Here is a 21,504-nt window from a genome sequence, read left to right on the forward strand (position 1 = left end):
TCCTTATCTCTGTGATCATTTCCGCCGACTGCTCGACGGATTCAGCGGCGGAGGTGAGCCGCTGCATCGCGTCCCGGTACATAGCGGCGGGGGCGGCGTTGGGTGCACGTGCGGCTCCCGGGGCTGCGGCGTGTGCGGGAACGGCGAGGATCGCACACAGGACGTTCACAGCCGGTGGCCCCTCGCACGAGGGCGGGACTCGATCGGAATCCGTGCGCCGCGTCGTCCGAAGCGGCCCGCGCGCCTTCGAACTTCCGTTCCCTTCAAGGTCAACAGCCGGTTAGCCTGCCCGCATGGTCTTCAAACGTCTTCTGGGCATGGGCGGCATACCGCTCGAAATCGACACCCTCGTCCAGGCCGAGCCCGCGCTGCCCGGCGGCATCCTGAGCGGGGAGGTCGTGCTGCGCGCCCCCGACCGGCGCATCGAGGTGAAGTCGATCTACCTGCGGCTCGTCACCGACGCGCCGGTGGCCCACAAGGGCGACGGCGACGGCGACAGCGGTGACACCTTCGACTACCCGAGCGTGAGCGGCTACTTCACCCTGGAGAAGGGCGAGGAGAAGCGTCTCCGCATCCGCCACCGGCTCAAGTGGGAGACCCCGCTGAGCGAGGTGAAGGGACAGAAGCTCGGGGTCCACCTCGGCCTGCACACCGAGGTCGAGGCCGAGGGCGTCAAGGCCCAGACGGACGACGACCTCGTGCACATCACCGCACTGCCGCTCCACGAGGCCGTCCTCGACGCCTTCGCCGCCGAGGGGTACGCCCTGCGGACCTCGCGCGTCCACAGCGGGAACATCCCCCGCACCGAGTACCACGTCTACCGGACGCAGGGGTTCCTGCTCGTCGACGAGCAGGGCTCCGGGCAGGACCGCCCCAAGGAGCTGGAACTGAACTTCCACACCAACGCGGTCGGCTGCGAGATCTTCCTCCGCAAGGCCCGGATCGGCGAGCGCTACTGGAAGCAGAAGCCGCCGGCGCGCCGCTACGTCGCCGCCCATCACGAGGTCGGCCAGGTGGACTTCGGCGAGGCCGTCCGCCGCTGGATCGGCGAGGTCGGCCTCCTGGGCGACAGCCACGCCGCCGACGACGAGGACTGACCGTTCCCGTTCCCGTTCCCGCAGGCCGTGACGGCAGGACCCGCCCCGGCCCGCGGGAGGCCTCACCCGTCTCAGTACGACTTCGGCAGCCCGAGCGTCTGGTGGGACACGTAGTTGAGGATCATCTCGCGGCTGACGGGGGCGATCCGGGCCACCCGGGCCGCCGTGATCAGGCGGGCCAGGCCGAACTCCTTGGTGAGGCCGTTGCCGCCGAGGGTGTGGACGGCCTGGTCGACGGCCTTCACGCAGGCCTCGGCGGCGGCGTACTTGGCCATGTTCGCGGCCTCGCCCGCGCCGAGGTCGTCGCCCGCGTCGTAGAGCCGCGCCGCCTTCGCCATCATCAGGCGGGCCAGCTCCAGTTCGATGTGCGCCTGGGCCAGGGGGTGCGCGACGGCCTGGTGGGCGCCGATCGGGGCCTTCCAGACCTGGCGCTCCTTCGCGTACCTCACGGCCTGCGCGAGCGCGTAGCGGCCCATGCCGATCGCGAACGCGGCCGTCATGATGCGCTCCGGATTGAGCCCCGCGAAGAGCTGGAGCAGGCCCGCGTCCTCGTCGCCCACGAGCGCGTCCTCCGGCAGCCGCACGTCGTCGAGCGTCAGCTCGAACTGCTTCTCGTCCGCGTCGAGTTCCATCTCGATGTGCCGGCGCCCGAAGCCGGGGGCGTCGCGCGGGACGATGAAGAGACAGGGCTTCAGGCTGCCCGTGCGGGCGTCCGACGTGCGGCCCACGATCAGGGTCGCGTCCGCGATGTCCACGCCCGAGACGAAGACCTTGCGGCCGTTGAGGACCCAGCCGTCCTCCGTGCGGGTCGCGGTGGTCGTGATGCGGTGCGAGTTCGACCCGGCGTCGGGCTCCGTGATCCCGAACGCCATCGTCCGCGTGCCGTCCGCGAGCCCCGGCAGCCACGCCCGCTTCTGCTCCTCCGTGCCGAAGCGGGCGATGACCGTGCCGCAGATCGCGGGCGACACGACCATCATCAGGAGCGGCGCGCCGGCCGCGCCCGCCTCCTCCAGGACGATCGACAGCTCGGCCATGCCGCCGCCCCCGCCGCCGTACTCCTCGGGCAGGTTCACGCCCAGGTAGCCGAGCTTCCCGGCCTCGGCCCACAGCTCGGCCCGGTCGAAGCCGGGGCCGTGGCGGTGGCCGAGCGCGGAGACGGCGGCGCGGAGCGCGGTCAGCTCTTCGGTCTCGATCATGGTGCTCATGCGGACGGGTCCTCCTGTGCATCGGTCGGTACGGATGCCTGTGCGTGTACGACGGCGAGCAGGGCGCCGACCTCGACCTGGCGGCCGGGGGCGGCGTGGAGCGCGGTGAGCGTGCCGGAGGCGGGAGCGGTGACGCGGTGCTCCATCTTCATGGCCTCCAGCCAGAGGAGCGGCTGTCCGGCGGTGACCGGGTCGCCGACGGCGAGGCCGTCCGCGACCCGGACGACGGTGCCGGGCATGGGGGCGAGCAGGGAGCCGGGCGCGGTCTGCTCGCGGGGGTCGGTGAAGCGGGGGCGGGCGGCGAGGCGGTGGGGGCCCGCGTGGACCGTTCCGTCCTCGTAGGCCGTCACGTCGAAGTGGCGGACCACGCCCGCCGTTTCGAGGCTCACCCGGTCCGGGGCCGCCGCCACGACCCGTACCCCTTCCGGCGCCGTGACCTCGTAGCCGCCGTCCCGCGTCGGCCGGTAGCGGACCTCGTGGTCTTCCTGGTGGCTCCCGTCGGGGTCCCCGTACGTCCGCGTCTCGTCCTGCGAGCGGAGGTTGCGCCAGCCGCCGCCGAAGCGGCCCCGGCGGGCGGAGGCGGCGGCGAGGGCGGCGGCGACGGCCGCGAGCTCCCCGCCGTCGGGGGCGGTGGTGAGGGCGGGCAGGTTCCGGTCGTAGAAGCCGGTGTCGAGGGCTTCCACGGTCGTGTACTCGGGGTGGCGCAGGGACGCGACCAGCAGGTCCCGGTTGGTGACCGGGCCGTGGATCCGGGCCCCCTCCAGGGCGTGGGCGAGCTTGCGGACGGCCTCGGCGCGGGTGGCGGCGTGGACGGTGACCTTGGCGATCATCGGGTCGTAGTGGACGCCGACCGCGTCCCCGGAGGCGTACCCGGTGTCGAGCCGGACCCGCCCTTCGCGCGGCACGTCGAAGAGGCGCAGGGCGCCCGTCTGCGGGGCCCAGCCCCGGGCCGGGTCCTCCGCGTAGAGCCGGGCCTCGATCGCGTGGCCGCGCGGGGCCGGGGTCTCCGGCGGCAGCTTCCCGCCCTCGGCGACGGCGAGTTGGAGGGCGACGAGGTCGACCCCGTAGACCTCCTCCGTGACGGGGTGCTCGACCTGGAGGCGGGTGTTCATCTCCAGGAAGTGCGCGCGGCCGTCCGCGACGAGGAACTCGACCGTGCCCGCGCCGACGTAGCCGACGGCCTTGGCGGCGCGGACGGCCGTGTCCAGGAGGGAGGCCTCCAGGGCGGCGGGCAGGCCGGGGGCCGGGGCCTCCTCGATCACCTTCTGGTGGCGGCGCTGGAGGGAGCAGTCGCGGGTGCCGAGCGCCCAGACCGTGCCGTGGGCGTCGCAGAGGAGCTGCACCTCGACGTGGCGGCCGTCCTCCACGTACGGCTCGACGAAGACCTCGCCGTCCCCGAAGGCGCTCGCCGCCTCCGCCGACGCGGACTCCCACTCCCCTGCCAGATCCGCCAGTTCGCGGACGATCCGCATGCCCCGGCCGCCGCCGCCCGCCGCCGCCTTCACCAGGACGGGCAGGTCGGCCTCCGTGACCCGGGCCGGGTCGAGGGGCGCGATGCCGAGGAGCTCCTTGGCGCGGGTCTTCGAGGCCATGGCCTCGATCGCGGCCGGGGGCGGGCCGATCCAGACGAGCCCGGCGTCGATCACGGTACGGGCGAATTCGGCGTTCTCGGAGAGGAAGCCGTAGCCGGGGTGGACGGCGTCCGCGCCCGCCGCGAGGGCCGCCTTCACGATGAGGTCGCCGCGCAGGTACGTCTCCGAGGGCGCGGCCCCCGGCAGCCGTACCGCCGCGTCGGCCTCCCTGACGTGCAGCGCGTCGGCGTCCGCGTCCGAGTACACGGCGACGGTGGAGACGCCCAGGTCACGGCAGGTGCGGAAGACCCGGCAGGCGATCTCGCCCCGGTTCGCGACCAACAGCCTGGAGATCATGACTCGCCTCACATTCGGAAGACGCCGAAGCCGCCGCGCGCGCCCTCGACCGGTGCCGTGTGGATCGCGGAGAGGCACAGCCCGAGGACCGTGCGGGTGTCGCGGGGGTCGATGACCCCGTCGTCGTAGAGCCGTCCGGAGAGGAACATCGGCAGCGACTCGGACTCGATCTGCGCCTCGACGAGCGCCCGCAGACCGGCGTCGGCCTCGTCGTCGTACGGCTGCCCCTTCGCGGCGGCGGACGCGCGGGCGACGATCGACAGGACGCCCGCGAGCTGCTGCGGGCCCATGACGGCGGACTTGGCGCTGGGCCAGGCGAAGAGGAAGCGGGGGTCGTAGGCCCGGCCGCACATGCCGTAGTGCCCGGCGCCGTAGCTCGCGCCCATCAGCACCGACAGGTGCGGGACCCTGGAGTTCGAGACGGCGTTGATCATCATCGCGCCGTGCTTGATGATGCCGCTCTGCTCGTACTCCTTGCCGACCATGTAGCCGGTGGTGTTGTGCAGGAAGATGAGCGGGACGTCCCGCTGGTTGGCGAGCTGGATGAACTGGGCCGCCTTCTGCGACTCGGGCCCGAAGAGGACGCCCCGCGCGTTGGCCAGGATGCCGACCGGATAGCCGTGCAGGGACGCCCAGCCGGTGACCAGGCTCGGCCCGTACAGCGGCTTGAACTCGTCGAAGTCCGAGCCGTCGACGATCCGGGCGATCACCTCGCGCGGGTCGAACGGGGTCTTGAGGTCGCCGGGGACGATCCCGAGGAGTTCGTCCCCGTCGTACTTCGGCGGCTCGGCGAACGCCGGATCGGGGTGCGCCTTGCGGTGGTTGAGGCGGGCGACGATCCGGCGGGCCTGGCGCAGCGCGTCGGCCTCGTCCACGGCGTAGTGGTCGGCGAGGCCGGAGGTCCGGGCGTGCATCTCGGCGCCGCCGAGCGACTCGTCGTCGCTCTCCTCGCCCGTCGCCATCTTCACGAGCGGCGGCCCGCCGAGGAACACCTTCGACCGCTCCTTGATCATCACGGCGTGGTCGGACATGCCGGGGACGTACGCGCCGCCGGCCGTCGAGTTGCCGAAGACGACCGCGACCGTGGGGATCCCGGCGGCGGAGAGCCGGGTGAGGTCGCGGAAGAGCGCCCCGCCCGGGATGAAGATCTCCTTCTGGGAGGGCAGGTCGGCGCCGCCGGACTCCACGAGCGAGACGACGGGGAGGCGGTTGGCGTACGCGATCTCGTTGGCGCGCAGGGCCTTCCTCAGGGTCCACGGGTTGGAGGCGCCGCCGCGCACGGTCGGGTCGTTGGCGGTGATCAGGCACTCGACGCCCTCGACGACCCCGATGCCGGTGATCAGGGAGGCCCCTACGGTGTAGTCGCTGCCCCAGGCGGCGAGCGGCGACAGCTCCAGGAAGGGGCTGTCGGGGTCGATCAGCAGCTCGATCCGCTCCCGGGCGAGCATCTTGCCGCGCCCCCGGTGCCGGGCCGTGTACTTCTCGCCGCCGCCAGCGAGGGCCTTGGCGTGCTCGGCGTCGAGGGCGGCGAGCTTGTCGAGCATGGCGGCGCGGGCGTCGGCGTAGTCGGGTCCGCCGGTGTCGAGGGCGGAGGCGAGGACGGTCACGGGGATTCCTCTCGGGAGGCCTTCGTTACGGCGGTCACAGCAGGCCCTCCGGTACGTCCATGTGGCGGGAGCGCAGCCATTCGCCGAGGGCCTTGGCCTGGGGGTCGAAGCGGGCCTGGGAGGCGACGCCCTCGCCGAGGATCCCGGCGACGGTGAAGTTGAGCGCCCGCAGGTTCGGCAGGACGTGCCGGGTGACGGGCAGGTCCGCCGTCTCGGGCAGCAGCGCGCGGAACCGCCCGACGGTGAGGGCGTGGACGAGCCAGCGCCACTCCTCCTCCGTGCGCACCCACACGCCCACGTTGGCGTCGCCGCCCTTGTCCCCGCTGCGGGCCCCGGCGATCCGGCCGAGGGGGACGCGGCGGACGGGCCCGCCGGCCGGCGGCTCCGGAAGCTCCGGCTCGGGTACGGGTTCCAGGGCGCGGGTCCGTACCGGTACGGGAATCCCCTGACGGGTCCCGTCGGGGAGCACCGCCGTGTGCGGGACCTCGGCGGCGTCCACGTACACGGTCTCGAAGACCCCGTAGGGGGCGCCCCTGGCGGGCGGGGCGGTGACGTGGAAGCCGGGGTAGCTGGCGAGGGCCAGTTCGACGGCGGCCCCCGTCAGGGTGCGGCCGACGGCGTCGGGGCCGGGGTCGCGGACGACGAGCCGCAGCAGGGCGCTCGCGGTCTCCTCGGTGTCGGCGTCGGGCCGGTCGGTGCGGGCCAGCTCCCAGCGCACCTCGGCCGGGCGGGACCCGCCCCGGGCGAAGGCGTCCTCGATCTGGTCCCGCACGAGCGCGGCCTTGGCCTCGACGTCGAGGCCGGTGAGGACGAAGACGACCTCGTTGCGGAAGCCGCCGAGGCGGCTGAGCCCGGCTTTGAGGGTGGGGGGCGGGGCCTCGCCCCGGACGCCCTCGATCCTGACCCGGTCGGGGGCCTCCCGGGTGAGCCGTACGGTGTCGAGCCGGGCGGTCACGTCGGGTCCGGCGTAGCGGGCGCCCGCCGTCTCGTAGAGGAGCTGGGCCGTGACCGTGCCGGTGTCGACGAGGCCGCCGGTGCCGGGGTGCTTGGTGATGACGCAGGAGCCGTCGTCGTGGAGTTCGGCGACGGGGAAGCCGGGGCGGCGCAGGAGGGCCGGGTCGTGGTCGCGGAAGAAGGCGTAGTTGCCGCCGGTGGCCTGGGTGCCGCACTCCAGGACGTGCCCGGCGACGACCGCGCCCGCGAGCCGGTCGTACTCCTCCGGGCCCCAGCCGAAGTGCCACTGGGCGGGCCCGGTGACGAGGGCGGCGTCGGTGACGCGGCCGGTGACGACGACGTCGGCGCCGGCGGCGAGGCAGGCGGCGATGCCGGCGCCGCCGAGGTAGGCGTTGGCGGCGAGGGCGCCGTCCCGGGCGGGCAGCCGGTCGCCCTCCACGTGCGCGACCCGTACGGGCAGGCCGAGCTTGTCGGCGAGGGCGCGCAGGGCGTCGGCGAGTCCGGCGGGGTTCAGGCCGCCGGCGTTGGTGACGATCCGGATCCCGCGCTCGTGGGCGAGGCCGAGGCCCTCCTCCATCTGGCGCAGGAAGGTCTTGGCGTACCCGGCGGCCGGGTCCTTGAGCCGGTCGCGGCCGAGGATGAGCATGGTCAGCTCGGCGAGGTAGTCGCCGGTGAGGACGTGCAGCTCGCCGCCGGGGCCGCCGCCGGTGAGCATCTCGCGGACGGCGTCGAAGCGGTCGCCGTAGAAGCCGGAGGCGTTGCCGATGCGGAGGACCACTAGGCCTCCCCGGGCGCGGTGCGGGCCGGGCGTCCCGCGCCCGCCGGGCCGGCGAAGGCCTGGGCGATGGTCAGCCAGTGCGCGGCGTCGGGGCCGTGGGCGACGAGGGCGGTGTCGTCGCGGTGGACGCGCTGGGTGACGAGGAGGCAGAAGTCGAGGGCGGGCCCGGTGACCTTCTGGGCGGCGCCCTCGGGCCCGTACGCCCACGACTCCCCGCTCGGCGAGACGAGTTCCACCCGGAAGGGCTCGGCGGGGGGCTGCTCGCCCCGGACGAAGTAGGCGTAGTCGCGGGCGCGGTGGCCGATCCAGGCGACGTGCCGGAGGCGGGCGCCCGGCGCGCGGACGGTCCCGAGGGCGTCGGCGACGTCCTGGCCGTGCGCCCAGGTCTCCATCAGCCGGGCGGTGGCCAGGGCGGAGGCGCTCATGGGCGGCCCGTACCAGGGGAAGCGGGCGCCGGGCGGGGCGGCGCGCAGGACCTCCTGGAGCCGTGCGCGGCCCGCGCGCCAGCGGGCGAGCAGCTCGGCGGGCGGCAGCGCGGCCCCCTCCTCGGCGCCCTCGTCGACGAAGCGGTCGGGGGCGACGAGGGCCTTCTCCGTCTCGGCGGCGAAGGCCTCGGCGTCGGTGGCGGCGAGGAGGGTGGCGCGGTCGGTCCAGGCGAGGTGGGCGATCTGGTGGGCGATCGTCCAGCCGGGGGCGGGGGTCGGCTCCCTCCACCGCTTCTCGCTCAACTCCCCCACGAGACGGTCGAGTTCTTCACTCTCGTCGCGCAGGTCGTCGAGGACGACGACGGGGTCGGACACGGTGCGCTCCCCTCGGGGACGGGCGGTCCCGGTCACGGGCCTTCGCGGAGGAGCATGGCAGCGACACCAGAAACAAGCAAGCGTGCTTGCTTTGGTTTCGGAAAGAACTCGGGGAGGAGGCGGGGGTGTCACCGCACCCGGGACCGCCGCACCAGCGAGGCGAGCGCGGTGGCGCCGACGACGAGGAAGAGGGACCCCGGGGGGAGGATCGCGCCGGGCCGGTCGTCGATGGAGCCGATGCCGTTCCCGACGGCGACGACCCACCCCACGGTCCCCACCAGCACCATCGGGCCGACCCTCCGCTCCCCCGCGATCCGCATGCCGAGCCACAGCACCAGCGACATGAGCAGGAACGTGTTCATGAGCGCCGAGGTGAACGCCTGGTCGGAGGAGTACCCGCCCCCGGCCCCGAGGCTCGCGGAGGCCTGGGCGGCGAGCGACAGGTAGAGGGCGTCGGACAGGACCAGATGGGACGCCGCGACCCCGACCGACGAGACGATCAGCGCTTTGAACAGGCGGGGGACGGCGGGAGTGGATGCGGGCGTTGCCATGGCACCCGACTATACGCACGGCGTATACACCGAGTGCATAGACCCCCTCGGGGCGCCGGCCACGGTCCGCGCGGAGGGCACGCCGGTGCGCCCTGCTCGGTGGTGGTGGTGACCGCCACTGCCGGCAGCCCCCACCAGCGCCGGCGGCCCCACCGGCTCCAACACGTCCGGCGCCGCTGTCGGGCCTCCTCCACCACGGACGAGATCGCCATACCGGTCACTGCGGATTACCGTTCCACCAGCCTTGGCCGGAGCGGTCGGCCCACCCGAGTGGAGGGTTCGGCTCAACCCGTCCCGCGATGTGCGTGCCAGATGGTGGCGGCAGTCACGAGGCGCAGGGTCCACGGGTCGGGGTCGTCGTTGCTGACCTCGGACCGGACGTCGGCGTTGGCGGCGGCGAAGGCGGTGACGCCCTCGGTGGAGGCGGTGTGCCAGGAGGGGAATTCGGCGGCCCAGTGCTCGACGGACGCGGGGGCGTGACCGGCGGCGATGAGCCGGACGACCCGGTAGCCGGCGTCGAGCCAGGCCGCTCCACGAGTCGCCCGGGCCCAGTCGACCAGGCGGGCCCAGTCGACCAGGCGGGCCCGATCGCCCTGGGGAGCGTGATCGTCGACGAGGACGTCGGGGTTGTTCAGGTCGGTGTGGAGCAGGTGGGCCCCGGCGAAGAGGCGGAGGTCGTCGCGGTGGGCGGCGTAGTGCTCCAAGCGCTGTCCGGCGTGGCGCAGCTCGATGCCGGGGCAGGAGGTCTCGCCGAGGCGGCGCAGGAGGGAGGCGACTTCGGGGAGGTCGGGAGAGCCGGGGGCGCAGTCGGCGCGGTGGCCGCCGAGGACTTCGAAGCCCAGGAGGTCCCAGCCGGCGGCCTCGACGTGCCGGCGGAGGGCGGGGCCCAGGCCGGTGAGGAAGGGGGCGACGGCGGCCTCCCGGCGCTGGGTCCGGGCGCGGAGGTGATCGGTGCGCAGCCCCTTGATGTGCCAGGCACCCGTGGCGGAGGTGACGCGGGCCGCGATCTCGCTGTTGAAGCCCTCGGCGGCCTCCTCGACCGCGAGGAGGTGGCCAGTGCGCTCTTCGACGGCGGCGCGAGCGGCGGGCGGCAGTCGGTCGAGGCCGATGCGGATGGCCGCCATGGGGCTTCGCTCCTCCACGGGGGCGGGTGCGGGTGTGGGCGTGCAGTGGTGCGGGGCTTCCGGACGGAAGGACATCCGGAAGCCCCCGCGGTTCTGTGCGGCCGGTCGTCCACCGGTACGGATTGTCGTCGTCGCAGCCCGGGACGGCCCCTTCGGACAGCACCTCCAGGTCGTCCGGGAGGATCACTCCCTCGGGCTCCTCCAGGACCGGCGGCCGGGGGCCGATCTCCACCGTGACAACGGTGCCCTGCCGTAGCCGAGGCCGGAGCCGGAGCCGGAGCGTACGAGGACGGCGTCCCGCATCACCATGCCTGCCAGGTCCACGTTCCAGGCCGTGCGGGCGTGGTCGAGGAGTCAGGTCGGCAGAGGGCTGCTGCTCTCGGCGATCGAGGCCGGCTCTTCGTACGGCATCCGGGGAATGCGCATGCCTCCCCCGGAGCCGGGGCGGGCGATCAGGAACGTTCCGTTGTACGGGCTCGCGATCAGCTGGTGCACGAGACCTCCTCCAGGGCGTCTTCCCAGGTGTGCTGCTTGGCGTGGCCGGCGAACAGACAGCAGCCCTCACCGTCAGGCCCCGGGGCGGCCACCGGGCAGTCCGGCAGAACGACAAGTTCCGCCTCGTCCGTCCCGTGCCAGCGGAGCCACAGCGCGGTCCCGTACGAGCCGGTGTCGCTGAGGAGACCGAAGTGGTCACCGTCCTCGTGCGCGGACAGTTGGCACTGAACCACCCTGTCGACGTGATCAACGGCCGGCTTCTCCCGGGCTTCTCGCAGCAGGTCCGGGGACACCCGACGCCAGTGAACGCACCGCATCACGACACCGCCCAGAGGGATTCGGCGGAGTTCCGCTCCGCGCATCGGCGACAGGCACACGGCGGAAAGCGGCCGGGGTTGTCCGGGAGCACCGGATCGTCGCCCACCCGCACCTCTGTGAGAAGGCCCCACGTTCGGCCGGAGTCGCGCGAGACCCGCAGCGTCATCCGTACGTCGTCCTGTCCGTTCGCCATGAACAGGAGCATCGCGATCCGGGCAGTGGCCCAGAAAGGCCAAGCGGGTTACCCAACTTGGGTAACATCACACACGGTTGACAAAGAGCAGCGATCCGTAGTCCTCATGCCGGAGCGTGCCGATGCCCGAGCCTTCTCGCTCGAAGGAACTCCCCGTCAGCCTGCTCACGGATCCAGTGATGATCGAGGCATGCCGAGTCAGGGATTTCGGCCGCGTCTTTCAGCTGGTCAAGACGCGGGCAGGCATTTATCCGTCGATGATCGCACGGTGCTGTGACCTGACCCCCAGCCGTGTCGGCGAGGTGATCGACGGCCGCCGACAGCTGCTGCACATGGACGTGGTCGAGCGCATCTCGGACGGCCTGCGCATCCCCGGACACATGCTCGGCCTGGCCCGGCGCACGTGGGAGACACCGCAGAACCTGACTGTCGTGCCGCGCGAGCCCACCGAAGCAGCATCCTCCACTGACACGCACTTGGCCGCGGGTCTGCCGGGAACGGACGTGGACAGCGTCCTCGCCCTGGCAGCCGAACGGCACCTCAGCCCGTCGACGCTGAACGCGCTGCACTCGTCGATCGCAGACTACTGGCGCCGGGACGACGAGCACGGCGGCGAGACCTTACAGCCGGCGGTCGTCGGACAGCTCCGTTATGTCGTCGGCCTCCTCAAGGAGGAACGCTCCTCACCCATGCGGGACAGCCTGCACGGCATCGCCGCGGAGCTGGCCCGGCTCACCGGATGGACGTACTTCGACGCCCGCCAGTACCACCAGGCACGGGCCTACTTCACCGAGGCCCTCGGCTTGGCCAAGGCGGTCGACGACCACCAGTTCATGGCCAATGTGCTCGCCTGCATGAGTCTCCAGGCCACCTACCAGGACAAGCCCGGGGACGCCCTCGCCCTCGTGGCGGCGGCTCAGGACCAGGCCCGGGCCGCCATGGGGACGACGCCGCGCGTCCTGGCCATGCTCGCGATGCGCGAAGCCTTCGCCCACGCCACCCTCGGGAACCGCGGTGCCACCCACACCGCGATCTCGGAGGCCCACACCCACTTCGGACGGATCGGCGCTGACGACCCGGACCCAGCGTGGGTGGCGTACTTCGACGAGACGAAGTTGGTCGTGGACACCGGCATCGCACACGGCCGCCTGGGCGAAGCCGTCCTCGCCGAACCCCTGATCGCGGACGCCCTGTGCCGAGAACACGCGACGAACCACCGGGGCCGCGCCTTCCACGCCTTCTGGCTCGCCCGCACCCAGCTCCAGCGCGGCAAACTCGACGAGGCGTGCCACACGGCCGTGAATGCCCTGGTCCCGGCGGCGGCAGTCAGCTCGCAACGAGTCGCCGGCCACCTCCGCGAGTTCTACGAGCAGTTGGAGCCCTTCCGCCGGGAACCCGCCGCGCTGGCGTTCGAGTCCCGGCTCCGGGAAGCGCTGCCCCGCCAGGTCAGCGGATCGCCTCGTCCATGAGCACGTAGAGGAGCCCGACGAGGGAGCCGCTGCTGACGATCTCGCGCCGGTCGATCATGCCCCGCACGTCGGCCAGCGGAATCCACTCGACCCGGTCCGACTCGTTCTTCTCGGTCGGCGGTCCCTCGTACGTAGCCCCGTCGGCCCGGAAGACGTGGTGCTGGGAGTCGGTGATGCCGTTCGCCGGCTCGGCGTAGATCAACGGCTTGACCGGACCGGGCCGCCAACCGGTCTCCTCCAGCACCTCACGCGCGGCCGCTTCGGCGGGAGTCTCGCCCACCTCGACCAGGCCCATCGGCAGCTCCCAAGCCCAGGCGTCCGTGATGAAGCGGTGCCGCCACATCATCAGAACCTCACGCCGCTCGTTGACCACGGCTGCCACGGCCAGGTGCCGAAGCTTGACGACGTGGTGCTCCCAGCGGTTCCCGTCCGGGGTCTCGATGTCCGTGAGCCACACGTTCACCCAGGCGTTCTCGTAGATCGGACGTTCCCCGTGGATCTTCCACTGCATCGCTGCGGCCCCTCTCGATCGGCCTCCAGCATCGCAGAACCACCTCTAGATTCCGCTAGGTTCAGCCAGATTTTGTGTCAGGCTGACGAATACTGGCGCTTCTGCTTCCCCAGCTCTCTTGGCCCAGGTTCTGTCAGTGGCCGCTGTTAGCGTCCGGCCGTTCCGGAAGAGCTGTGTGGAGAGGGAGTACCACTGGGGTCCGGGAGGTGACTGGCGGCCGGAGGAAGAGCGGCTGCCGTGGCCCGAGACCGAGGAGGAACTCTGGGAGCACGAGCTCGTGCAGCACGACGGGACTCACTCGATCCTCGACATCTTCCAGATCGTCGGGCCGGACGAGGAGCCGGATTACTCCACGATGAAGCAGGTGACCGAAGAAGAGGCGCTGCGTGTCCTGGGCACGCGGAAGCTCACCCGGGCGCATGTGCCGAGGTTCGGGGAGTTCGAACACTGGCGTTGGTACGGGCGGTGCGCCGTGCTCCACGACGACCAAGGGGAGCCGCGGGAAATCCACTTCTGGGGTTTCTCCGGCGACTGAGTCGGCCCGGTGGCCCAGGCGTGGACCGACCGGGGCGGCGATGTGCCCGCAGGGCAGGGGATCCGCCCGAGGGGTCGTCGAAGGAGTACCCGCCGATCCGGGAGAACACGAGCCGGAGCAGCGGGGCGATGTCGGAGGCGGTGGCCACGGTGGACCGGGCGTTCCCGGTGAAGCGGCGCTGGTCGATGACGGCGGTGAAGGTGAGCCCGCTCGTCGACCGCACCTCGGGCGCCGGCATGTGCGGGAGCATGTTCCGCACGAAGGAGGGGTACGAGTCGTTCACGAGGCGCTGCGCCTCGGCGGCGACGGTGACGTTCCCGAGGTTGTTGGCGGCCGCTCCCACGACCCGGATGACGGCCTCGTCTGCGGCGTTGCGGGCGTTCAGGTTCATGGGCGCGGTCATGGGTCGGCCGGGGGCCGGGGCGGGGCGCCACGCGCGCGGTGCGGCGGGGACGACACGGAAACCCCCCTCACGGAACCCGTACCGTGAACCGGTGCCGTGAGCGAGGGACACGCGGCCCGCACCTCCGCCAGGTGTACGGGCCGCGCTCTGTGCCTCACCGGGCCCGCGGTACGGGGGGAACCACGGGCCCGGCGTTCTGGAGCGGTCCCACGCGCTCCCCCTCCGTGTGCCCGGGAAGTCGCGGGGCATGCGCACCGCCCCACCGGGTTTTTCGGAACGTCCTCCCGGCCGGCGGCCTCACCCGCTCACGGCGGCGAAGCGGCGCGGCCGCGGGACGAGCTCGCCCCCGCAGTTGGGACAGATGCTCCCCAGGGCGTCGGCGCACCCCACGCAGAAGCTGCACTCGTACGAACAGATCCGCGCGGGCCCGTCCGCCGCCAGGACCACCGTCTCGCAGCGCTCGCACCGGTTGCGCATCTCCAAAGCCATGACCGGCTCCCCTCCCTCGTACGGTTGCGACCACCCCATGCTCTTTGCCCGTCCCGGCCTCCTCAACAGTGCGGCGGCCAGGATTCGACGAGATCGGGCCGATGTCCGACGAGGTGGAACGAAGACCGGGGCGGGACGGACCCCCTACCGCTGCGCCCACCACGTCCCCGCCGCCCCGGTGGCGGTGGTGAGCAGGGCGACGAACCATCCCGGTATGCGCTGGACGGTCAAGTGCAGCCCACCGAAACGGAGTTCGAACGCGGGGCGGGTCTCTGCCTTCGCCTTCATGTCATCAGTGAAGCACCCCGTCACCCCTATCCGTCATGAGCCGCATCTGTATAAAAGAGGGTCTGTCAATTCGACGTTACGGATAAGCGGGCATGGTGAATTGGCGATATCGACACCGGTCTGCGGAATGAACGAAAGGGCCTCCCGGCCGTCCGGCCACGGGGAGCCTTCGTCAGCCCGGCCGGTACTCCGCGTGCGGGACCGCGCGCTCCCATGCCGCCTCGTACGCCGTGACCTACCGCGCGGCCGGTTCAGGGTCGCGCAGGACCTCCATGCGCGGGCCGGTCCACCGTCCCTCGCCGTCGAAGTGGTGCGGGATCACGGTCCGCTCGTCCACGACCCAGCCGTCCGGTGCGGGAAACGGCAGGTCACGGGCGCGCGACCGTGGCAGCCGCTGGACGTCCTCCCCCGCCGCGACGTTCGTGAACGTGCCGTCGTACTCGTACCGGACGTAGTCGCTCAGCGGCTCGGAGACGATCCGGGCCCGACGGGTCGAGACCCCCCGGGCCACGGTGTCCGCGACCAGCTGGTCGTACGGGTGCCACCAGGACGTCCGGTCGTCCCAGTCGATGCGTCCACCGCGCCGCCACGCCTCGAAGCGGTCGGTCGGCGCGTACGCGTCGCGCAGCTCCAGGTGGACGGCGGGCCGCTCGCAGCGGCCGAGCGACTCGGCGAAGTCGGGCGCACTCGACGGCATCACACGCCTCCCGGGCCATCGGCATCAGGCGTCTCGCTCACCCGCCCGTACTGTCGCGTCGGCGGCACGGGTGAACTCGACGTGATCTGCGAGCGGCGACGGGCCGCCGTCCTCGCCGTCCTCGGCGTGGACTGGCCCCCTCCGGCGCTCCGTGCTGCCGCTGCGGACGGTGGACGGACGTGCCCGTGGAAGTCGGGTGCCACCTCCGCGCGAGCGGCCCGACGTCATCCTGTACGCCTGCCCGAGCCACGCCGTGGACGTGGTCCCCGGGCCCGTGCCCGTGCCCGGAGAGCTCGACCGGGGCGCGTGACCCCACGCGGGCAGAGGGCGCCCCGTACGGCCGGGTGCCGTGCGGGTGTCCGCCGCCCCGGGTTCCGGGGAGCCCACCGCACCGCGGTCACGGGCCGGTGCTTCCCTCGAATTCGCCCATGTCGATCAGGCTCACCCGGTGGTCCCAGGCGTCCCACTGCACGTGTTTCCGCGAGCCCCGGTAGTAGGCGCTGTGGCTCATGAGCTCGCCGTACGCCTTGTTCTCCCGCACCCGGTCGGGTCTGCCGAACGCGGCCAGGAGTTCCTCGTACGAGGTCAGGTGGGCGAAGTGGGACAGGTGCGGGCCGTGGAGGGCGAAGCCCACGACCGTCCCGCCGCGCACCTTGTAGGTCAGACTGTCGGCGCGGTACAGGAATCCGTCCGAGCGGACGGTGTGGTCGACGACCTCGTCGAGGGTCAGCCGCCGCCCCTCGGCGTCGAAGTACTCGCTTTCGGTGGCGGTCCCCCCGCGGTACCGGGCGACCAGGGAGGACTGGGCCTGGACGATGCTCCGGCGCGGGACGTCGGTGGCCGGTGCCCCCAGGGCCGTGCCTCCCATCCCGACGGTCGTGAGGTCGATGTACGGCTGGAGCAGTACGTCGAGGTCGTCGAGGATTTCGATCATCGCCGGAGTCTAGGTCCCGTCCCCGCGCCCCGGAGCCGTCGAGCGCCGGACTCAGTGCCGGACCAGGCAGAACGGATGCCCGGCGGGATCCCCGTACACCCGCCAGCTCCGCGTTCCCTCCCCCGCGTCCAGGAGGGTCGCGCCCAGGGCGAGGAGCTGTTCCTGGGCGGTGTCGAGGTCGGGGACGCCGAGGTCGAGGTGGGACTGCTGGGGGCGCTCGGGGTCCGGCCACGTCGGCGGGCGGTGGTCGGGGACGCGCTGGAAGCAGAGGACGAGCCCGCCGGGGGTGTGCAGGGTGGACCAGTCCTCGTCGAGGGACCAGCGCCGGTCCGGCCGGTCGACCTCCCCGCCGAGCAGCGCCCGGTAGAACTCCGCGAGCGCGCGGGGCTCGGGACAGTCGAGGACGAGGCACTGGAGGTCGGCGATCACGCGGGGAGTCTAGGGGTCACCCGGCCGCCCGGCCGCCCGGCCGCCCCACGGCCCGGCCATCCCGCCGCCCGGTCGCCCCACGGCCCGGCGGTCCTGCGGTCCTGCGGTCCTGGGCGGCCCCCCGCCGCACCCGGCCCGGTCAGCCCGCCTCGGGCGCGTCGACGATGTTGCCGTCCTTGTCGACGGTGTGGGTGCGCCAGTACACGTCCCACTCGTCGTCGACCTTCTGCGGCACCTTGCCCTCGGGGTGGCGCGTGTAGCCCTCCGGGACCTTCTCGCCGTCCTTGACGCAGGCGGAGCCGGTCCCGCCGACGGTCATGACGGGGTACTCGCCCCCGGCGCAGATGTCGTCCTGGAAGGAGAGGCCGGAGCAGCCGGTGAGGGCCAGGACCGCGGCCGCTCCCGTGAGCGCGGCGGCCGCGGAGGCGCGGATCCGGCGGCGGAGGGAGGGGGTCCTGCCGGTCAGGGGGGTGGTCACGGGAGTCTCCTGTCGGTCGTCCGGTCTGATCCCCACTCTCGTTCCCGGAGATCGCCGGAGCGTGAGTACCGGTACTCACACGGGCGCCGAATCCCTACTCAACAGAGCCGATACCGGCCACAGTCGGCCGGAAGGCGGGAGGAGTGCCCCTTCCCGGCGCGGCCCTCATCTCTTCGGGCGGGTCGCGCGGACCGCGCCGATGCTCGCCGCGATCACGAGCGCGATGGCGAGGGCGTCGGCGGCGGACAGGGCCTGGCTGAGGACGAGGAAGCCGGCCAGGGCCGCGATGGCCGGTTCCAGGCTCATCAGGATCGCGAAGGTGGGCGCGGGAATGCGGCGCAGCGCGAGGAGTTCCAGGGTGTACGGCAGGACCGACGACATCAGGGCGACCGCGAGGCCCAGCGCGAGCGTCGACGGTACGAGGAGCCGGTCGCCCGCCTCCGCGAGGCCGAGCGGCAGGCTGAGGAGGGCGCCGAAGGCCATGGCGAGCGCGAGCCCGTCGGCCTGCGGGAAGCGGCGGCCGGTGCGGGCGCCGAAGACGATGTACGCGGCCCACATGCCGCCCGCCCCGAGCGCGAACGCGGCGCCCAGCGGGTCCAGGCGGTCGAAGCCGCCCCCGCCGAGCAGGACGACGCCGACGAGCGCGAGTCCGGCCCACAGCAGGTTCGTCCAGCGGCGCGAGGCGACCACGGAGAGGATCAGCGGGCCGAGGACCTCCAGGGTCACGGCGGCGCCCAGCGGGATCCGGCTCGACGACTGGTAGATGAGGACGTTCATCCCCGCCATGGCGGTGCCGAAGGCGACGATCGTGCCCCAGTCGGCGCGGCCGTAGCCGCGGACCCGGGGCCGGCAGACCACGAGCAGCACGACCGCCGCGAGCACCAGCCGCAGGGTGACCACCCCGAGGGCCCCGGCGCGCGGCATGAGGAGGACGGCGACGGCGGCCCCGAACTGCACGGAGAGCCCGCTCGTGACGACCAGCGCGACCGGGCCGAGCCCGCGGCCCGCGCCCCCGTCCCGTACGGGAACCCCCCGGGGTTCCGCGGCGACCGGCGCGACCGGGGTCACGTCCCTGACCGGACTGTCCACCGGCTCCTCCACATCGACGTCACGCTCATCACGGTGCGCCGCACCGGACCCCGGTACGGCACCACCTCACCGTACGGGCCCCCGCGCGGCAGCGGAAATGCCTCTTGCGCTGCGGTTATGCTCCGCACGCATGAGCATCGAGCTGCGCCACCTCCGCTGCTTCCTCGCCATCGCCGAGGAATCCAGCCTGACCGGGGCGGCCGCCCGGCTCCACCTCACGCAGCCCGCCGTCTCCCGCACGCTCGCCGCCCTGGAGCGGCACCTCGGCATCCGGCTCGTCGACCGCTCCACCCACCACCTCGCCCTCACCGCCGAGGGCCTCGCCTTCCGGGACCGGGCCGCCGTCGCCCTCGCCGCCTTCGACGCGGCCGTCGACCCGGCCGGGCTCCGCCGCCGCCCCCTGCGCCTCGGGCACGCCTGGTCGGCGTTCGGCCCGTACACCACTCCCCTGCTCCGGCGCTGGCAGCGGGAGCACCCCGGCACCCCGCTCGAACTCCTCCGCGTCGACGACCGCACCGCCGGTCTCGTCCGGGGCGAGGTCGACGCCGCCCTGCTCCGGGGCCCGGTGGACGCCCCCGGCCTGGTCACCGAGGAGCTGGCCACGGAGCCCCGGGTGGCCGCGCTGCCCGCTGACCACCCGCTCGCCGGCCGGTCCCGGCTCGCGCTCGGCGACCTGGCGGGCGAGACGGTCGTCCTCAACACCGTCTCCGGCACGACCACCCTCACCCTCTGGCCCGCCGCCGCCCGCCCGGCGGCCACGCTGACCGTCGCCAACACCGACGACTGGCTCACCGCCATCGCCGCCGGCCGGGGCGTCGGCGTCTCCTCCGCCTCCACGGCCGCCCTCCACCCGTACCCCGGCGTCGTCTACCGCCCCCTGCCGGACGCGCCCCCGCTCCCGGTCGTCCTGGCCTGGCGCGACGCCTTCCCGCACCCGGCGACGGCGGCGCTGGCGGCCCTGGCCCGCGAGATCGCCGGCCGCGAGATCACCGGCCGCGAGGGGCCGGACATCCGCTAGGGGGTGTCCGTGTCACCGGCGCGGGTGACGACGAGCGAGACGTTCTGCCCGCCGAAGCCGAAGGAGTTGCTGAGCACGGCCTCCTGCGGGGCGTCCCGTCGCTCCGCGACGACGTCGAGGTCGATGTCGGGGTCGACGCCGGCCGCGGTGAGGTTGCGGGTCGGCGGGATGACGCCGTGCTCGACGCTGAGGACGGCGATGAGGGCCTCGATCGCGCCGGCGGCGCCGAAGAGGTGGCCGAGGGCGGCCTTGGGGGCCGTCACGGTGGCGCGGCCGAAGACCTCCCCGATCGCGCGCGCCTCGGCGACGTCGCCGACCGGGGTGCCGGTGGCGTGGGCGTTGACGTGGCTGATCCGTCCGGGCTCCAGGCCGGCCTGCGCGAGGGCCTTCCGCATGGCCGAGATCTGGCCGGAGCCGTCGGGAGCGGGCGCCGTGATGTGGTGGGCGTCGGCGGCGATGCCGGCGCCCGCGAGCACCGCGTGGACGCGCGCGCCCCGGGCCTCGGCGTGTTCGGCGCTTTCGAGCACCACGACGGCCGCGCCCTCGCCGAGGACGAATCCGCCGCGGTCCGCGGCGAACGGCCGGGAGGCCGATGCGGGGTCGCCGGTGTGCCGCGACAGCGCCTGCGCCTGGACGAAGCCCGCGACGGTGATCGGGGTGATCGCGGCCTCGGTCCCGCCCGCGATGACCACGTCCGCCTCGCCGGCGCGGATGAGCCGGGCCCCCAGGGCGATCGCCTCGGCACCGGAGGAGCACGCCGAGACGGGCGTGTAGACCCCGGCCCGCGCGCCGTATTCGATGCTGATCAGCGCCGCCGCCGCGTTGGGCATGAGCATCGGGACCGTGCGCGGCGAGACGCGCCGCGTTCCGGCCGTCTCCAGGACGTCGTCCTCCCTCAGCAGGGTCCGTACGCCCCCGATGCCCGTGCCGATCGCCGACGCGAGCCGGTCCGGATCCACCCGTGGGGCGCCGGCGTCGGCCCAGGCCTCGGCCGCCGCGGTGAGGGCCGCCTGCTGCGAGCGGTCGAGCCGCCTGGCCCGTGCCGGGGGCAGGGACGCGGCGGGGTCGGCCGCCATCGTCCCCGCGACGGTGCCGGCGAGGCCGGCGTCCTCGTGGCCGGGCAGGACGCCGCCGCGGATGCCGGACTCGCCGGCGAGCAGGGCGCTCCAGGTGGTCCCCACGTCCCCGCCGAGCGGCGTGATCGCGCCGAGTCCGGTCACGACGACTTCGGTCCGGTGCATGCCCTTCCACCTTTCTTGTATGCGATACAAGCGAATGAGGCTTTGTTGTATCACATACAATTCGCGGGTGGAGAAGAAGCGAACCGAAGCCCGGTCGACGGCGGAACGGCCGACGGCGGAACAGTCGACGCCGGACCGGTCGGCGGCGGAACAGTCGGCGCCGGACCGGTCGGCGGCGGAACAGTCGACGCCGGACCGACCGGCGGCGGAACGGTCGACGCCGGACCGGTCGGCGCCCGCCCCGTCGACGCCCGCCCCGTCGACTCCTCCGGCCCGGACGCGCGACCGGGGCCGCGCGACGAAGCGCCGGCTGATCGAGGCGACCGCGCGGCTCTGCGAGGAGCGTTCCGGCGCCGAGCCGAGCGTCGCGGAGATCGCGGACGCGGCGGGCGTCTTCCCCAACCAGGTCACCTACCACTTCGGCTCCAAGGACTCGCTGCTCGTGCACGCCGCCTTCCTCGGCCTGCTGCACGACGCCCGGCGGATCGAGCGCATCGGCCGCCAGGCCCCCGACGCGGCGGCGTTCCGGCGCAACATCGCCCGCGCCGTACTGGCCATGCCCTCCCTCCCCGCGGTCGCGCGGGCACTCGCCGCCGGGATCTCCAGGCCCGAACTGGCGCCCGTGGTCGACCAGCACCTCCAGCTGCTGTTCCGGCAGTCCGAGCGCTTCGTGGGCCGGCTCGTCGCAGGCCGCGGCTGGCGGGTCCGCCGGCCGCTCGACGTGGAGGCCAGGACGTTCTGGAGCACCGCGCTCGGCGCGGTGCTGCTCGTCCGCGCCGGGGCGCACGGCACCGTCGCCGACCTCGACCTCGCCGGAGCGCTGACCGTCCACGACGGACCCGAGGGCGGTTAGGGGCGGGCGTCAGGAACCGG

At 73.4% G+C, this 21,504-nt stretch carries 23 protein-coding genes; 5 read left to right on the forward strand and 18 right to left on the reverse strand.

The window, feature by feature from the left end; translation table 11 throughout:
* The first annotated feature begins 293 nt into the window (after window positions 1–293).
* Window positions 294–1,097 carry a sporulation protein gene (locus ADL08_RS20280; RefSeq protein WP_053644971.1) on the forward strand — a complete coding sequence of 268 codons (804 nt, stop codon included), beginning with the start codon at window positions 294–296 and terminating at the stop codon, window positions 1,095–1,097.
* 71 nt (window positions 1,098–1,168) lie between these two features.
* Here ADL08_RS20280 and ADL08_RS20285 read toward each other — a convergent pair whose 3' ends face one another.
* The 9 genes from ADL08_RS20285 to ADL08_RS20320 all read right to left on the reverse strand — a co-directional run bounded on the left by ADL08_RS20285 (window position 1,169) and on the right by ADL08_RS20320 (window position 10,772).
* Window positions 1,169–2,302 (reverse strand): acyl-CoA dehydrogenase family protein, encoded by a 1,134-nt coding sequence (locus ADL08_RS20285; RefSeq protein WP_053644973.1) that lies wholly within the window; start codon window positions 2,300–2,302, stop codon window positions 1,169–1,171.
* Window positions 2,299–4,230, reverse strand: coding sequence for a biotin carboxylase N-terminal domain-containing protein (locus tag ADL08_RS20290; protein ID WP_053644974.1), 1,932 nt, complete (start codon window positions 4,228–4,230; stop codon window positions 2,299–2,301). The genes ADL08_RS20285 and ADL08_RS20290 overlap by 4 nt, the downstream gene beginning before the upstream one ends.
* Window positions 4,231–4,238: 8 nt before the next feature.
* A complete protein-coding gene (locus ADL08_RS20295) occupies window positions 4,239–5,837 on the reverse strand; it encodes an acyl-CoA carboxylase subunit beta (RefSeq protein ID WP_053644976.1) in 1,599 nt (532 codons plus the stop codon).
* Window positions 5,838–5,871: 34 nt separating this feature from the next.
* On the reverse strand, window positions 5,872–7,569 hold the full coding sequence (locus ADL08_RS20300) for an acyclic terpene utilization AtuA family protein (RefSeq protein WP_053644978.1): 1,698 nt from the start codon (window positions 7,567–7,569) through the stop codon (window positions 5,872–5,874).
* Window positions 7,569–8,369 carry a TIGR03084 family metal-binding protein gene (locus ADL08_RS20305; RefSeq protein ID WP_053644980.1) on the reverse strand — a complete coding sequence of 267 codons (801 nt, stop codon included), beginning with the start codon at window positions 8,367–8,369 and terminating at the stop codon, window positions 7,569–7,571. The genes ADL08_RS20300 and ADL08_RS20305 overlap by 1 nt, the downstream gene beginning before the upstream one ends.
* Window positions 8,370–8,497: 128 nt before the next feature.
* Entirely contained in the window at window positions 8,498–8,920 is a 423-nt protein-coding gene (locus tag ADL08_RS20310; RefSeq protein WP_053644982.1) for a hypothetical protein, read from the reverse strand.
* 284 nt (window positions 8,921–9,204) lie between these two features.
* Window positions 9,205–10,044, reverse strand: a complete 840-nt coding sequence (locus tag ADL08_RS20315) for a hypothetical protein (RefSeq protein ID WP_053644984.1) — start codon at window positions 10,042–10,044, stop codon at window positions 9,205–9,207.
* 354 nt (window positions 10,045–10,398) lie between these two features.
* Window positions 10,399–10,539, reverse strand: a complete 141-nt coding sequence (locus ADL08_RS37250; RefSeq protein WP_159043128.1) for a hypothetical protein — start codon at window positions 10,537–10,539, stop codon at window positions 10,399–10,401.
* The gene (locus ADL08_RS20320; protein WP_324610456.1) at window positions 10,527–10,772 is read right to left on the reverse strand and encodes a hypothetical protein; all 246 of its coding nucleotides are present in this window, start codon (window positions 10,770–10,772) and stop codon (window positions 10,527–10,529) included. The genes ADL08_RS37250 and ADL08_RS20320 overlap by 13 nt, the downstream gene beginning before the upstream one ends.
* A 400-nt stretch (window positions 10,773–11,172) precedes the next feature.
* On the opposite strand from ADL08_RS20320, the gene ADL08_RS20325 reads away from it, so the two are divergent.
* Window positions 11,173–12,519: a hypothetical protein gene (locus tag ADL08_RS20325; RefSeq protein ID WP_053644986.1), complete on the forward strand. Its 1,347-nt coding sequence runs from the start codon at window positions 11,173–11,175 to the stop codon at window positions 12,517–12,519.
* Here the strand turns inward: ADL08_RS20325 and ADL08_RS20330 are convergent.
* On the reverse strand, window positions 12,497–13,030 hold the full coding sequence (locus ADL08_RS20330; RefSeq protein ID WP_053644988.1) for an NUDIX hydrolase: 534 nt from the start codon (window positions 13,028–13,030) through the stop codon (window positions 12,497–12,499). The two genes, ADL08_RS20325 and ADL08_RS20330, sit on opposite strands and share 23 nt — an antisense overlap.
* 136 nt (window positions 13,031–13,166) lie before the next feature.
* Here ADL08_RS20330 and ADL08_RS37660 point away from each other — a divergent pair, with 136 nt between their 5' ends.
* Complete coding sequence (locus ADL08_RS37660; protein WP_199837045.1) at window positions 13,167–13,565, forward strand: hypothetical protein; 399 nt, start codon at window positions 13,167–13,169, stop codon at window positions 13,563–13,565.
* A gap of 700 nt (window positions 13,566–14,265) precedes the next feature.
* Here ADL08_RS37660 and ADL08_RS20345 read toward each other — a convergent pair.
* The 7 genes from ADL08_RS20345 to ADL08_RS20370 form a co-directional block, all read right to left on the reverse strand.
* The gene (locus ADL08_RS20345) at window positions 14,266–14,457 is read right to left on the reverse strand and encodes a DUF1272 domain-containing protein (RefSeq protein WP_078968444.1); all 192 of its coding nucleotides are present in this window, start codon (window positions 14,455–14,457) and stop codon (window positions 14,266–14,268) included.
* Between the two features lie 144 nt (window positions 14,458–14,601).
* The gene (locus ADL08_RS37255) at window positions 14,602–14,745 is read right to left on the reverse strand and encodes a hypothetical protein (RefSeq protein WP_159043129.1); all 144 of its coding nucleotides are present in this window, start codon (window positions 14,743–14,745) and stop codon (window positions 14,602–14,604) included.
* Between the two features lie 235 nt (window positions 14,746–14,980).
* The gene (locus ADL08_RS20350; RefSeq protein ID WP_053644995.1) at window positions 14,981–15,442 is read right to left on the reverse strand and encodes a DUF6879 family protein; all 462 of its coding nucleotides are present in this window, start codon (window positions 15,440–15,442) and stop codon (window positions 14,981–14,983) included.
* A 397-nt stretch (window positions 15,443–15,839) separates the two neighbouring features.
* The gene (locus ADL08_RS20355; protein ID WP_053644997.1) at window positions 15,840–16,376 is read right to left on the reverse strand and encodes a hypothetical protein; all 537 of its coding nucleotides are present in this window, start codon (window positions 16,374–16,376) and stop codon (window positions 15,840–15,842) included.
* Between the two features lie 51 nt (window positions 16,377–16,427).
* Entirely contained in the window at window positions 16,428–16,805 is a 378-nt protein-coding gene (locus ADL08_RS20360; protein WP_053644999.1) for a VOC family protein, read from the reverse strand.
* A gap of 139 nt (window positions 16,806–16,944) precedes the next feature.
* Window positions 16,945–17,283 carry an SCO0607 family lipoprotein gene (locus ADL08_RS20365; RefSeq protein ID WP_053645001.1) on the reverse strand — a complete coding sequence of 113 codons (339 nt, stop codon included), beginning with the start codon at window positions 17,281–17,283 and terminating at the stop codon, window positions 16,945–16,947.
* Window positions 17,284–17,448: 165 nt separating this feature from the next.
* A complete protein-coding gene (locus tag ADL08_RS20370) occupies window positions 17,449–18,351 on the reverse strand; it encodes an EamA family transporter (RefSeq protein ID WP_053645081.1) in 903 nt (300 codons plus the stop codon).
* 151 nt (window positions 18,352–18,502) lie between these two features.
* On the opposite strand from ADL08_RS20370, the gene ADL08_RS20375 reads away from it, so the two are divergent.
* Window positions 18,503–19,390: a LysR family transcriptional regulator gene (locus ADL08_RS20375; RefSeq protein ID WP_053645003.1), complete on the forward strand. Its 888-nt coding sequence runs from the start codon at window positions 18,503–18,505 to the stop codon at window positions 19,388–19,390.
* Here ADL08_RS20375 and ADL08_RS20380 read toward each other — a convergent pair.
* Window positions 19,387–20,631 (reverse strand): beta-ketoacyl-[acyl-carrier-protein] synthase family protein, encoded by a 1,245-nt coding sequence (locus ADL08_RS20380; protein ID WP_053645005.1) that lies wholly within the window; start codon window positions 20,629–20,631, stop codon window positions 19,387–19,389. The genes ADL08_RS20375 and ADL08_RS20380 overlap by 4 nt on opposite strands.
* Before the next feature lie 67 nt (window positions 20,632–20,698).
* Between ADL08_RS20380 and ADL08_RS20385 the strand changes: the two genes are divergently transcribed.
* Window positions 20,699–21,484, forward strand: coding sequence for a TetR/AcrR family transcriptional regulator C-terminal domain-containing protein (locus tag ADL08_RS20385; protein ID WP_234352205.1), 786 nt, complete (start codon window positions 20,699–20,701; stop codon window positions 21,482–21,484).
* Window positions 21,485–21,504: the final 20 nt, after the last annotated feature.

The sequence above is a fragment of the Streptomyces sp. NRRL F-6492 genome, assembly GCF_001280125.1.
Lineage (GTDB): Bacteria > Actinomycetota > Actinomycetes > Streptomycetales > Streptomycetaceae > Streptomyces.